Origin of the sequence: Pseudomonas sp. MF6767 (assembly GCF_016405475.1) — a bacterium.
Taxonomy (GTDB): Bacteria; Pseudomonadota; Gammaproteobacteria; order Pseudomonadales; family Pseudomonadaceae; genus Aquipseudomonas; species Aquipseudomonas paracarnis.
Window position 1 is genome coordinate 86,034 of the sequence record NZ_JAEKCY010000002.1, and the last position, 12,879, is coordinate 98,912.

General features: G+C 61.4%; 7 protein-coding genes. 4 read left to right on the plus strand and 3 right to left on the minus strand.

From position 1 onward, the window contains the following. Positions 1–53 precede the first annotated feature (53 nt). From lhgO to JFT58_RS03830, 4 genes are all read left to right on the plus strand, one after another. Positions 54–1,247: an L-2-hydroxyglutarate oxidase gene (lhgO, locus tag JFT58_RS03815; RefSeq protein ID WP_054898702.1), complete on the plus strand. Its 1,194-nt coding sequence runs from the start codon at positions 54–56 to the stop codon at positions 1,245–1,247. Positions 1,248–1,303: 56 nt separating this feature from the next. Next, complete coding sequence (locus JFT58_RS03820; RefSeq protein ID WP_054898703.1) at positions 1,304–2,629, plus strand: MFS transporter; 1,326 nt, start codon at positions 1,304–1,306, stop codon at positions 2,627–2,629. Between the two features lie 81 nt (positions 2,630–2,710). Beyond that, positions 2,711–3,562, plus strand: a complete 852-nt coding sequence (locus tag JFT58_RS03825) for a CAP domain-containing protein (protein ID WP_014718680.1) — start codon at positions 2,711–2,713, stop codon at positions 3,560–3,562. Positions 3,563–3,734: 172 nt separating this feature from the next. After that, positions 3,735–5,939, plus strand: a complete 2,205-nt coding sequence (locus JFT58_RS03830; RefSeq protein ID WP_054898704.1) for a GAF domain-containing protein — start codon at positions 3,735–3,737, stop codon at positions 5,937–5,939. On the opposite strand, the gene JFT58_RS03835 is transcribed toward JFT58_RS03830, so the two are convergent. The 3 genes from JFT58_RS03835 to treS are packed head-to-tail and all read right to left on the minus strand — an operon-like array spanning position 5,918 to position 12,711. Further along, positions 5,918–7,078 (minus strand): GGDEF domain-containing protein, encoded by a 1,161-nt coding sequence (locus tag JFT58_RS03835; protein ID WP_054898705.1) that lies wholly within the window; start codon positions 7,076–7,078, stop codon positions 5,918–5,920. The genes JFT58_RS03830 and JFT58_RS03835 overlap by 22 nt on opposite strands. Positions 7,079–7,120: 42 nt before the next feature. Continuing rightward, positions 7,121–9,367 carry a 1,4-alpha-glucan branching protein GlgB gene (gene glgB, locus JFT58_RS03840; RefSeq protein ID WP_034127633.1) on the minus strand — a complete coding sequence of 749 codons (2,247 nt, stop codon included), beginning with the start codon at positions 9,365–9,367 and terminating at the stop codon, positions 7,121–7,123. Next, positions 9,364–12,711, minus strand: coding sequence for a maltose alpha-D-glucosyltransferase (gene treS / locus JFT58_RS03845; protein WP_054898706.1), 3,348 nt, complete (start codon positions 12,709–12,711; stop codon positions 9,364–9,366). The genes glgB and treS overlap by 4 nt, the downstream gene beginning before the upstream one ends. Between the last annotated feature and the right edge of the window lie 168 nt (positions 12,712–12,879).

The window sequence follows — 12,879 nt, forward strand, 5'->3', positions numbered from 1 at the left end:
TTAGTCTGACAACCTGATAAGCAGACTGAAATGTACAGCCTAGGTACCCAGCAATGATTCATGACTTTTGCATTATCGGCGGCGGCATTGTCGGCCTGGCCACCGCCATGGAGCTGCTCAAGCGCCAACCCGGCGCGTCGCTGGTGATCCTGGAAAAAGAGTCGGTACTGGCCAGGCACCAGACCGGCCACAACAGCGGCGTGATCCATGCCGGCATCTACTACGCACCCGGCAGCCTCAAGGCCGATTTGTGCAAGCGCGGCGCCGAAGCCACCAAGCAGTTCTGCCGCGAACACGGGATCAAATTCGAGGTGTGCGGCAAGCTGCTGGTGGCCTCAAGCCCGCTGGAAATGCAACGCATGGAAGCGCTGTACGCCCGTGCCCAGCTCAATGGCATGCAGGTCGAGCGCCTGAATGCCGAACAACTGCGCCAGCGTGAACCGAACATCGTCGGCCTCGGCGGCTTGTTTCTCGATGCCACCGGGATTGTGGATTACCGCCAGGTGTGCGAGACCATGGCCCAGGTGATTCGTCGCAACGGTGGGCAGATCTGCCTGGAACGCACCGTCACTGCCATCCACGAAAACACCGATACGGTCACCGTCAACACCGAGGGCGAGACCTGGCAGGCCCGCCACCTGGTGGTGTGCGCCGGCTTGCAGTCGGACCGCCTGGCCCGGCTGGCCGGCATCCGCATCGACCATCAGATCATCCCGTTTCGGGGCGAGTACTTCCGCCTGCCCGCCGCCAAGAACAACATCGTCAACCATCTGATCTACCCGATCCCTGACCCGGAGCTGCCCTTCCTCGGCGTGCACCTGACCCGCATGATCGACGGCAGCGTCACCGTCGGCCCGAATGCCGTGCTGGGCCTGGGCCGCGAGAACTACCGCAAGTTTTCGGTGAACTGGCGCGACGTGGCGCAGTACGCCAGCTTCCCGGGTTTCTGGAAAACCCTCTGGCAAAACCTCGGTTCGGGCACCACCGAGATGAAGAACTCCTTGTTCAAGTCCGGCTACCTGGAGCAGTGCCGCAAGTACTGTCCGTCCCTGACCCTCGATGACCTGCTGCCCTACGAGGCCGGTATCCGTGCCCAGGCAGTGATGCGCGACGGCAGCCTGGTGCACGACTTTCTGTTCGCCCAAACCTCACGAATGCTGCATGTGTGCAATGCGCCCTCGCCGGCCGCCACCTCGGCCATGCCCATCGGCGCGATGATCGCCGACCGCCTGTTCCACCCCCAGTAACACCGCACCGCCCGCTCACCCAACAATAACTACAAAGACCCAGAAGGAAGTCCAGCATGTCGGCATCCGCCTCCATCCCCGGTACCGAAACGCCCGAACAAACCCGCAAGCGCCTGCGCAAAGTCGCCGCGGCCACCATCTTCGGCTCGATGCTGGAGTGGTACGACTTTTACCTGTACGCCACCATGGCGGCGATTGTGTTTTCGAAGATCTTCTTCGATAACAGCGACCCGAAGACTGCCACGCTGATGGCCTTTTCGACCTTTGCCATCGGCTTTATCGCCCGCCCTTTCGGCGGCATCCTGTTTGGCTACCTGGGCGACAAGTTCGGGCGCAAGCAAGTGCTGGTGCTGACCTTCTGCCTGATGGGCGTGTGCACCACCTTGATCGGCTTGATCCCCAGCTACGCCTCCATCGGCATCTGGGCCCCGATCCTGCTGGTGTTTATCCGCATCATCCAGGGCCTGGGCGCGGGTGCCGAGTTGTCGGGGGCGGCGGTCACGTCCTACGAGCATGCCTCCCAAGGCAAGCGTGGCAGCCAGGGCGCCTGGCCGGCACTGGGCCTGAACCTGGGCCTGTTGCTGTCCTCGCTGACCATTTACCTGCTGACCATCAACGGCAACGAGTTCCTGTTGGCCGGCGGCTGGCGCATTCCGTTTATCTGCAGCATCGTGCTGGTGGGCGTCGGCCTGTGGGTGCGCAACAGCATTCCGGAAACCCCACAGTTCGAAGCGCTGAGCAAGGAAAAAGCCAGAGCCAAGCCATCGCCCCTCAAGGCCTTGTTCAAGAACGACCTCAAGGGCCTCGCCGTGGTGTTTTTTGTCGCGATTGGCTACAACGCCCTGAGCTACATCTTCAAGACCTTCTCCCTGGCGTACCTGACCCAATTCAAAGGCGTGGACGTGCATGTCACCTCGCTGTCGGTGACCATCGCCAGCCTGGTAGCCATCGTCGCCGTGCCCTGCTTCGGCTGGCTGTGTGACAAGTGGAGCAGCAAGGCCGTGTTGATGCTCGGCGGGCTGTGCTCGCTGTTGTTCGCCTACCCGTTCCTGGCCCTGCTCAACAGTGGTGAAAGCCTGATGATTTACCTCGCAATCGGTGTGGGCACCGGTATCCTCGCGCCGATGATGTTTGCGCCCCAGGGCTCGTTCCTGAGCCGGCAGTTCCCGACGCAAACGCGCTCTTCGGGTTTTGGCACCGGGCGGGAAATCGGCACCGCCATTGCCGGTGGCCTGGCACCGCTGGGCGCGCTATCTATGGTAGCGGCCTCGGCCACCCACTCCACCGATGGCGTGGTGGTGATCCTTGCGATTTCTGCCTTGTTGGTGGTGGTGTTTGCCCTTTGCGATCAGGGCGCGAAACACTCGGCATTCAAGAACTGAGCAAAAAAGTTCGGACCAACGGGTGCATGGATGCACCTGGATCGCGCATCATGGGCACTTTCAAGCTCAAGGGTAACGTCCATGCGCGTTCTGTCATTGATGATGGGTCTTACGACGCTGGCCGCCACTACGGTGTTCTGCGCCAGCGCGATGGCGAATGAAGAAAGTCAGTTAGTCCAACAGATCAACCAATACCGCAGCCAGGTGCAACGCTGCGGTGACCAGGGTTCCCAGGAGCTGCCGCCGCTGACCAGCGACACACGGCTGGTGTTGCCGGCCTCCAATGTCGGCGATTTGCAGCAGTCGCTGGCGCGCGCTGCCTACCCCATGGTGAATGTGCAGGCCATCAGCCTGTCCGGGCCCAAGGATGCCGAGGCCGCGATGAAAGCGGTGCGCGAGAGCTTCTGCCGCGTAGTGCTCGATCCGCAATTTGTCGACATCGGGGTCAGCAACAGCGGCCAGGACTGGCGCATCGTGCTGGCTCGCCCGTTGGTGACCAGCGGCCTGGGCGATTGGCAGACCGAAGGCAGAAAACTGCTCGACCTGATCAACACCGCCCGTGCCGAGCCGCGCCAGTGTGGCACCCAGGCGTTCACCGCCACGGCGCCCCTGTCGTGGAACGACACCCTGGCCGGCGCAGCCAACAGCCATACCCGCAACATGGCCAACGGCAATTTCTTCGACCACCTGGACCCCGACGGCCGTACGCCCGGCGACCGCGCCGAGTTGGCGGGGTATATCGCGAAGAATATTGGTGAAAACATCGCCGCCGGCCTCGACACGCCGCGCAAGGTCGTCGACGGTTGGCTCGCCAGCCCCGGCCACTGCGCCAACCTGATGAACCCGCAATTTCGCGAATTGGGTGCCGCCTACGCCATGGACCCCAAGAGTGACGCGGGCATCTATTGGACGGGCTTATTCGGCACGCAATAAGGTTGAGCGCCGGCCCAACCCGGCCAATAATGACGGCGTGCAAATAGACAATGAAATCAAAGTGCTATCAGGGAGATAATTGCGCTGAACTGAATGCGGTCATTCCGGTCTGTTGCTAGTCGGCCTGACTCTTCAAAGCTAAACAATACGTAGCAAGCAAGGTGTGAACCCCATGATGAATTGGCTGCAAGGCAGCAGCGAAATGGCAGAGCGGGTTCGTCAGCACGATTGGGCCAATACGCCCCTGGGGCCACTTGAACACTGGCCCGATGTGTTGAAGACAACCGTTGCGCTGTGCTTCGCGTCGAGTTTCCCCCAGGCCATCGTCTGGGGGCCTCAGTTGATTACCCTCTACAACGACGCGTTCACGCCGATCCTGGGTAGCAAACCCGACGCCTTGGGCCGCCCGTTCAACGAGATCTGGCACGAGGTGTGGGACGATATCAGCCCTATCGCCGACGCCGCGTTCGATGGGCACGCCACCTATATCGAAAACTTCCCGCTGTTGATCCAACGCAACGAAGCGCCGGAACAAGCCTATTTCACCTTTTGCTACAGCCCGATTCGCAATGCCCAAGGCGTGGTGGTCGGTTTGCTCGACACGGTGACCGAAACAACCGCCACGGTATTCCTGGCCCGTCGCCTGGCAGTGCTGGACGCCATCGGCAACAGCGTGGTCAATGCCACCGACGCCGAAACCATCCTGACGTCTACGACCCGCCTGCTGGCCGAACATCTGCAGGTATCCATCTGTGCCTACGCCGACATGGACGAGGATGAAGATGGCTTTACCATTCGCGGCGACTGGTCGGCGCATGGCTCGCCGAGCATCATCGGGCATTACAGCCTCGCGGCGTTCGGGGAATGCGCGGTCAACTGCCTGCGTGCCGGCGAGCCACTGGTGATACGCAATAATCTGATCGAGTTGCCGCCCCATGACGCCGCCAGCTTCCAGGCACTGGGGGTGACAGCCACTATTTGCATGCCGTTGATCAAAGACGGGCGGCTCACCGCGCTGATGGCCGTGCACGACAAACTGCCGCGCTTTTGGTCATCCTATGACATGGCGCTGGTGGGCGAAGTCACCGAGCGTTCCTGGGCGCATATCGAGCGCGTACGCGCCGATGCCGCCGTGCGCGAGGGCCTGGCCGCCTATACAGAGCTCAATGCCAGCCTGGAACAGCGCGTGAATGAGCGTACCCATGCGCTGGCCGAGGCCGAAGCCGCACTGCGCCAGTCACAGAAGCTGGAGGCCATCGGCCAACTGACCGGCGGCGTCGCCCATGACTTCAACAACCTGCTGACCATTATTCGCTCGTCGGTGGACTTTCTGCGCCAGCCGGGCCTGTCCGAGGAGCGTCGGCAACGCTACATGTGCGCGGTGTCCGACACCGTCGAGCGGGCCAGCAAGCTCACCAGCCAACTGCTCGCCTTTGCCCGGCGCCAACCACTGAACCCGCAGGTGTTCGATGTCGGCCAGCGCGTGCAAAATATCGGCGAGATGCTCGAGAGCGTTACCGGTGCACGCATTCATGTGCAGGTTAAATTGCCCGATCAGCCCTGCTATGCGCGCATCGACCCCAGCCAGTTCGAAACCGCACTGATCAACATCGCCCTCAACGCCCGCGATGCGATGGACGGCCAGGGTACCCTGATCCTCAAAGTCGCCAGCGAGCAAACGCTGCCACGTATTCGTGGGGATGCCGAGTCGTGCATGCCCTACATCACCATTTCCCTGGCCGACACCGGCAGCGGGATTCCCAGCGACACCTTCGAGCGCATCTTCGAGCCGTTCTTCACCACCAAGGCCGTGGGCAAAGGCACCGGCCTGGGCCTGTCGCAGGTATTCGGCTTTGCCAAGCAGTCAGGCGGCAATATCGATGTGGCCAGCACCCTCGGCCAAGGCACGGTGTTTACCTTGTATCTGCCGCAAGTCGAAGGCGAAGCGGCGCCGGATCAACACACCCCTGCAGATCTGCCAGCGCCGCAGGAGGCGGCTCATCAACATGTGTTGATCGTTGAGGACAACTTAGAGGTGGGACGCTTCGCCAGCCAGATCCTCAAGGACCTGGGTTACCAGACCACCTGGGCGACCAATGCCGAACAGGCGCTGAACCTCGCTGGCAATGACGTCCAGGGGTTCGACGCGATTTTCTCCGACGTGGTGATGCCCGGCATGACCGGCGTGGCCATGGCCAGGTTGCTGCGCCAGCGCCGCCCCGACCTGCCCGTGGTACTCGTCTCTGGCTACAGTGAGGAACTGGCAGACAGCGGCTACGAAGGCTTTGAGTTCCTCGCCAAGCCCTACTCCGCCGACCAGGTTGCGCGGGTGCTGGCAAAGGCGATGTGCAAGGATCAGTCGACGACCGCTACCTGATTGCGACCCGATGCCTTGGCCTGGTACAGGGCCTTGTCGGCGCTGTTCATCAAGGCGTTCAAATCCAGAGGCTGAGTGCAGGTCGATGCTACGCCCAGGCTTGCGCTCACCCCTTGTACCGGGTCGGCGGGCAAATCATGAATCGTCTGGATCAACTCCTCGGCGATGCTGCGTGCGGTCTCCAACGAGGTATTGGGCAGCAATACCGCAAACTCTTCGCCCCCCAGGCGACCGTAGATATCGGTCTGGCGAAAGGACGCACTGATCACCGCGCCAATCTGGCGCAACACCTGGTCGCCGGCCTGGTGGCCGTAGGTGTCATTGATGGCTTTGAAGTGGTCCATGTCCATCATCAATGCACACAGCGGCTGCTGCTCGCGAAGGCACTGGGCATACAGCAATTGGGCCTGTTCGTAGAACGCCCGACGGTTCATCAGCCCGGTTAACTCATCGGTCTGGGCGGCACGGGTGGAAATATGATGAGCGCGCTCCATTTGCCTCGTCAGACGGAAGGCTTTTTCCAGGGCATCGGACAGCTTGCGCGTCGCACCGACCACAAACGAAGCAAACACCAGCACCGCCAGCGCCACGCCAACCTGCATCGGCGAAGGCTGAAACAGCATCCATACCGTACAGGGAAGCAACACCAGCGCCATCGAGCCCAGCGTCATGTAGCGATAGGCTGAATAACAGGACACCGCGCTGACCGACATGCCCACGGTAAACAGCATCACCAGCACCTGGGACAAGCGGTCATCGACCGGCATCACCGCCAGCGCCCCGCCGCCCCAGATACCCGCCGACAGCATCAGCGTGACCCAGTAGTGGCGCTCCCAACGTGCGGGTGTGCGCCCCGCGTCAGGGCAGCGAAACCATTGCACAAACAGATGCAGGCGCACCAATGACGAGCCCGCCAGCAGTACCAACCACACCAGGATGACCTGCTGATCGAATCGATCCCAGCACAGCCAGCAGAGCATGACGGCGCCCAGGTAGCTGCCGAAGATCGCCGAGAATGATTGACGAAAGAGCTGGTGCAAACGGTCGGTTCGCACCTGCTCTTCGATGGAGTGACCCTGATCTTGCCCAAGGTTATTCATGGGGTTGGCCTGTTTGACCGGCGACGGCAAAGGCGCCATTGTGGCACCTTGCCAGCAAGCCGAACAGCGGCATACGCCGCGCTAGAGCGTTTCAGGCTCTTGAGGTCGCAAAATGAGCACGCCCAGGGGCGGCAGGTTCAACGACAGCGACACCGGTTGCCCATGGCGCGGCTCATCCTGGGTAAACACAGCCCCGCCATTCCCGTAATTGGAGCCCGCGTAGGTATCGGCATCACTGTTGATCACCTCACTCCACCGCCCGCCAAACGGCACACCGACTGCGTAGCCTTCACGGGGCACCGGGGTGAAGTTGGCAACCACCAACACCGGCTTGCCATCCTTGCTCCAGCGCAGCCAGGCGTAGACGCTATTGATCGCGTCATCACCGATCAGCCATTGGAAGCCCTGGGGCGCATCGTCCTGTTCGTGCAGCGCCGGCTCTTCGCGGTACAGGCGGTTCAAATCGCCTACCAGCTTCTGCACCCCACGGTGCTCGGGGTACTGCAGCAAATACCAATCCAGTTGCTGATCGTGGTTCCACTCGCGCCATTGGCCAAATTCGCAGCCCATGAACAGCAACTTCTTGCCGGGGTGCATCCACATGAAACTGAGGTAGGCGCGCAGGTTGGCAAATTTCTGCCAGCGGTCGCCGGGCATCTTGTCGATCAGCGAGTGCTTGCCGTGCACCACCTCATCATGGGAAATCGGCAGGATAAAGCGCTCCGACCAGGCGTACACCAGCCCGAAACTCAGCTCGTTGTGATGATGGGCGCGGTACACCGGGTCTTGCTGGATGTAATGCAGGGAGTCGTGCATCCAGCCCATGTTCCATTTGTAATTGAACCCCAGGCCACCCTGTTGGGTAGGCTGGCTGACGCCGGGCCAGGCCGTGGACTCTTCGGCAATCACCAAGGCGCCCGGGGCTTCAAGGGCAACCACGTCGTTCAGGTGCCGCAAGAAGTCGATGGCTTCCAGGTTCTCGCGACCGCCATGGCGGTTGGGCACCCATTCACCGGCCTTGCGCGAATAATCGCGATACAGCATGGAGGCCACTGCGTCCACGCGCAGGCCATCGACGTGGAAATGCTTGAGCCAGTGCAAGGCCGACGCGAGCATGAAACCGTGGACCTCGGTGCGGCCCAGGTTGTAGATCAGCGTGTCCCAGTCCTGGTGAAAGCCTTCCAGGGGGTTGGCGTATTCGTACAGCGCGGTACCGTCAAATTGCGCCAGGCCGTGGGTATCGGTGGGGAAATGCGCGGGTACCCAATCAAGGATCACGCCGATATCGGCCTGATGGCAGGCATTGACGAACCAGGCAAAGTCTTCCGGCGAGCCAAAGCGAGCACTGGGGGCAAACTGGGATAACGCCTGATAGCCCCAGGAGCCACCAAAGGGGTGTTCCATGATCGGCATCAGCTCGATATGGGTGAAGCCCAATTGTTGAACGTAAGGAATCAGCCGCTCAGCCAGTTCGCGCCAGCCATATTGACGGGCAACTTCACCGGCCTCGTCCAGCTCGCACTGCCAGGACCCCACATGCAGCTCGTAGATCGACAACGGCGCAGTGGTTTTCTGCTTGTCTCCCCGCGATTGCATCCACTCATGGTCCTGCCAATCCACTTGCAAAGGTGCGGCGACCTTCGAGGCGGTGTCCGGCGGCAGTTGGGTGGCCAACGCCACAGGGTCGGCCTTGAGCGGCAAAATGCCGTGGGCACCGAGAATTTCATACTTGTAGGCCGCGCCCGGCTGCAAGCGTGGGATGAAGATTTCCCACACGCCCGATGGATGGCGCAGGCGCATCGGGTGGCGGCGCCCGTCCCAGATATTGAAGTCGCCCACCACCGAAACCCGCCGTGCGTTCGGCGCCCAGACGGCAAAGCGCACGCCTTGCACGCCGTCGACGCTGACCACCTGAGCCCCCAGGCAGTTGCCCAGGTCACGGTGATTGCCTTCGGCAAACAGGTACAGGTCCATTTCCCCCAGCAGCAATTGGCTGAAGCTGTAGGGATCTTCGGTGATCTGCTCACCGCCGGCCCACTGGATTTTCAGCAGGTAGGGCTGGCGAGTGCTGAAGTGCCCAATAAACAGGCCTGGCACCTGGGTGGCATCGAGGCTGCCAAACGGCTCACCTGTGTCACGCGCCAGTACCTGGACACTCAGGGCCTCGGGCAGGAACGCACGGATAAACTGGCCGCCCTGCTCGTCATCATGGGGCCCCAGGATCGAAAAAGGATCGGGGTGCTCGGCGCGCACCAGCGCATCGACGTCCTTGGACGCCGGCAATGCAGTCAACTTGGGCTGCAGCGGTTCTCTCTGTGTAAAACTCATGACGTCTCCCCACCGCGTACAGGTTTAGATATAGGTGTCAGCCCGCTCAGCAAGCCGTGCAGCCCTTGCAGGGGCACCGGCAGCCAGCTCGGGCGGTTTTCTGCTTCGTAGGCCACTTCGTACGCGGCCTTTTCCAGGCTGAACAAGGTCAGCGCTGCGTCTTGGCCGTTGGCATCCTGCCAGTCATGCGCCAGTGTAGACGCAGCGGCCTGGTAAGCCTGGGTAAATGCTACGCGGGCTTCATTCAGGTAGCGGTCGGTCACACGTTTACGCGCAGCGTTCGCTTCTGGCGTGTGATCCACCCCCTGCACATTCAGCGCCATGGCCGCGGCATAATCGAAGGAACGCAGCACACCGCTCACATCTTTATAAGGGCTGTGTTTGCCGCGCCGCTCATGCAGCGGTCGCGCCGGTTCGCCCTCGAAGTCGATCAAGTAGGCATCGCCCTTGACCACCAATACCTGGCCCAGGTGCAAGTCACCGTGGACGCGAATGCGCAACCCGCCCACCGTGGCTTTGGCCAACGCCTGAACATGCGCCGCGATGGCTTTTTTCTGCGCCAGTAATTCACTGACCAACGCCTGGTCGGCGGGGTTCAACTGGCTTTGATTAAGCTTGAGCAACTGCAAGGCGCGGTCGATCTGGGCGCCGACATCCTGGGCCCAGGCTTGGGTGTCTTTGGCTGTGGTGGGTTCGGGTTTGAAAGCCTTGTCGGCGGTTGGCGCACCCAACACCAGGTGCATTTCACCCAGGCGCTGACCGAGCAAACCGGCAAAATCCGCCAGTTCGCCGAGGGCGTTGTAGTGCTGTTCCTGTTCAGAGATCGCGTCGGCCAGCTCATCGCGGATCGCGCGCTCCAGGTTGTTCTGGGCCCAGCTCCAGGCATCGCCCTGATTGCTCAGGTAACCCTGGGCAATCATCAGCAGGTTGTCCTGCCCCTGCCCGTCGCGGCGGCTCATAAAGCCCAACAGCGGCGAGATATTCGGGTAGCCGGCGGCGGTCAGGTAGGCACTCATTTCCAGCTCCGGGTGCACACCGGCGCTGACTCTACGAATCAGCTTGAGCACCAGGCTGTCACCGACCACCACCGAGCTGTTGGACTGCTCGGCAGACAAATAACGCACCGGCGATTCACGGGTCAGTTGCAGTGCGGCCAAGTGCTCAGTCGCCTCGAACCGCAGATCGCCGTCAGGGGTATTGAGCACGGTGCCGGCCTGCATGGCCTGGATCACCTCAAGGATAAAATGCTCAAGGCTGAAGGCATCGGTCACCAAACCTACCTGGCGGGTGCGTCGTACTCGGGCCAACGCCAATTGCTGGGGCAAGGCGCTGGTGAACTGGTCTTCGCCAAGAAAGCCAAAGGGCAGTTGGTAGCGGCTGACCTGGCCAGCACTGGTCACTTCGATCTCGCTGAGCAACACCGGATGCTGCGGGTCGCCAAAACGCACGCCATAAGCGATGTGCACCGTGTCGATTGCCGTATCTTTGCCGGCAAACCAGCGACGCTTGGGCAGCCAGGCGGGCAGTGAAGTCTGTTCCAGGCTGGTGCGGCAAGGTTCTTCCAGTAACTCTTCCATGCGTTTTTTCAGTACCAAAGTGGTGAAGTCGGGCATGCTTTGCGCCGGTTCCACATGCCAGCTGGGCATCTGGTTTTCCGCTGCCAGCACGAACCAATAGAAACCATAGGGCGCCAGGGTCAGCAGGAAATTCAGCTGACCGATCGGCGGGAAGGCATTACCGCCGAGCATCTCCACCGGCACCATGCCGGCAAAGGCCGACAGGTCCAGCTCCGCCGCCTGGGCGCTGCGCGACACATTGGCTACGCACAGGATGATCTCGGTGTGGCCGTCTTCGCCGGTGTATTCACGGGTGTAAGCCAGGATGCGCCGGTTAGTCGGCGAGAGCATCTTCAGGCTGCCACGGCCAAACGCCTTGGACTGCTTGCGCACTGCGAGCATGCGCCGGGTCCAGTTGAGCAATGAATGCGGGTCCTGGGCCTGGGTCTCAACGTTGACCGACTGGTAGCCGTATTGCGGGTCCATGATCGGCGGCAACACCAGGCTGGCCGGGTCGGCACGGGAAAACCCGCCATTGCGGTCGATGGACCATTGCATGGGCGTGCGCACGCCGTCACGGTCGCCCAGGTAGATGTTGTCGCCCATGCCGATTTCATCGCCGTAGTACAGGGTCGGCGTGCCCGGCATCGACAGCAACAGGCTGTTGAGCAATTCCACCCGCCGACGATCCCGCTCCACCAGCGGCGCCAGGCGTCGCCGAATACCCAGGTTGATACGGGCGCGGCGGTCTGCGGCGTAGTAGTTCCACAGGTAGTCGCGCTCTTTGTCGGTGACCATTTCCAGGGTCAGCTCATCATGATTGCGCAGGAAAATTGCCCACTGGCAATTGGCGGGAATCTCCGGGGTCTGGCGCAGAATGTCGGTAATGGGGAAGCGATCTTCCTGGGCCAACGCCATGTACATGCGCGGCATCAGCGGGAAGTGGAACGCCATGTGGCATTCATCGCCGTCATCACCCTTTCTGTCACCAAAGTACAGCTGCGTGTCTTCGGGCCACTGGTTGGCTTCGGCCAGCAGCATGCGGTCGGGGTAATGGGCGTCGATCTCGGCGCGGATTTGCTTGAGGACGTCGTGAGTTTCCGCCAGGTTTTCGTTGTTGGTGCCGTCCCGTTCGATCAGGTAGGGAATGGCGTCCAGGCGCAGGCCGTCGATGCCCAGGTCGAGCCAATAGCGCATCACCGACAGCACCGCTTTCATGACCTGCGGGTTATCAAAGTTGAGGTCGGGTTGGTGCGAGTAAAAGCGGTGCCAGAAGTACTGGCCGGCCACCGGGTCCCAGGTCCAGTTGGACTTTTCGGTGTCGAGGAAAATAATGCGTGTGCCGTCGTATTTCTGGTCATCATCCGACCACACGTAGAAGTCCCGTGCGGCCGAGCCTGGCTTGGCCTTGCGCGCGCGCTGGAACCAGGGGTGCTGGTCGGAGGTGTGGTTGATCACCAGTTCAGTGATCACGCGCAGCCCGCGTTGGTGGGCTTGGGCAATAAAGCGCTTGGCGTCGGCCATCGTCCCGTAGTCGCTGTGCACGCCGCGGTATTCGGCAATGTCGTAGCCGTCATCACGCCGGGGAGATGGGTAGAACGGCAGCAGCCAGATGGTGTTCACGCCGAGGTCGGCAATGTAGTCGAGCTTGGCGATCAGCCCGGCAAAGTCACCAATGCCGTCGTTGTTGGAGTCGAAATAGGATTTGACGTGAACCTGGTAGATTACCGCGTCTTTGTACCAGAGCGGGTCTTTGATAAAGGTGGCTGCCTTGGGTTTCTTGGCCATTGCAAACTCCTGAAAATACAAAGTTCTCGAGGATCGTTCCCACGCTCCGCGTAGGAACGCAGCCCCGGACGCTCCGCGTCCCAAGCGCGACGCATAGCGTCAAGCGAGGCGTTCCCACGCAGAGCGTCAAGTGAGACGTTCCCACGCAGAGCGTCAAGTGAGACGTTC

What these genes read in the sequence shown, in the direction of transcription:
- JFT58_RS03830 (WP_054898704.1), top strand. Translation starts at nt 3,735, where the DNA reads ATGATGAATTGGCTGCAAGGCAGCAGCGAAATGGCAGAGCGGGTTCGT.
- glgB (WP_034127633.1), bottom strand. Translation starts at nt 9,367, where the DNA reads ATGAGTTTTACACAGAGAGAACCGCTGCAGCCCAAGTTGACTGCATTG.
- treS (WP_054898706.1), bottom strand. Translation starts at nt 12,711, where the DNA reads ATGGCCAAGAAACCCAAGGCAGCCACCTTTATCAAAGACCCGCTCTGG.
- lhgO (WP_054898702.1), top strand. Translation starts at nt 54, where the DNA reads ATGATTCATGACTTTTGCATTATCGGCGGCGGCATTGTCGGCCTGGCC.
- JFT58_RS03820 (WP_054898703.1), top strand. Translation starts at nt 1,304, where the DNA reads ATGTCGGCATCCGCCTCCATCCCCGGTACCGAAACGCCCGAACAAACC.
- JFT58_RS03825 (WP_014718680.1), top strand. Translation starts at nt 2,711, where the DNA reads ATGCGCGTTCTGTCATTGATGATGGGTCTTACGACGCTGGCCGCCACT.
- JFT58_RS03835 (WP_054898705.1), bottom strand. Translation starts at nt 7,078, where the DNA reads ATGGCGCCTTTGCCGTCGCCGGTCAAACAGGCCAACCCCATGAATAAC.